Raw genomic sequence first — 461 nt, 5'->3', positions numbered from 1 at the left:
GCGCACACAATTGCTGCCGCGACACAGGATATCGCGCCTTCTGCTGCAACCGGGGCCGCAGCCACGACTAGGGCCACGCCGACCACGGCGCCCAACACTACCTTCTGCCAGGTTGCGTGCTCTCCCACATCAGGGAGGTCATTCGCGCTTGGATCGTACTGCGGGTTCGTACCCATCGCCCAGCAGGCGTTGCAGTGTCCATCGTCCTTCTTGGGCTTAGGATCGGGCCCCTTCTTGAACACCAACTGCGCTGATTTGTGGCCCGCTCGCGTGCGGACGGTGATGGTCATAGTGCCGCTTCCGACACCGCCGCCCGCCTTCTGGTACTGGAAGGTTTGGGAGTAGGTCTGCGTAGTGTTGTACACCCAGGTCCCGTTGGCCCCCAACGTCATGTAGGACCGAACAGTGCCACCCTTGCCGTCGCTGCATCCGTTTTCGCAGTCCGTGATCGGCCGCAGTCC

Annotated in this window: 1 protein-coding gene; it reads right to left on the bottom strand. The window is 62.7% G+C overall.

The features are described 5' to 3' along the window. On the bottom strand, positions 1-365 hold a 365-nt coding region (locus LPA54_RS38140), incomplete at its 3' end, for a hypothetical protein (protein ID WP_228984971.1). Positions 366-461: the final 96 nt, after the last annotated feature.

The sequence above is a fragment of the Streptomyces sp. DH12 genome, assembly GCF_020873895.1.
Lineage (GTDB): Bacteria > Actinomycetota > Actinomycetes > Streptomycetales > Streptomycetaceae > Streptomyces.
Note: the sequence above shows the minus strand (reverse complement) of the source record. Positions and strands in the feature narration are given on the sequence as shown.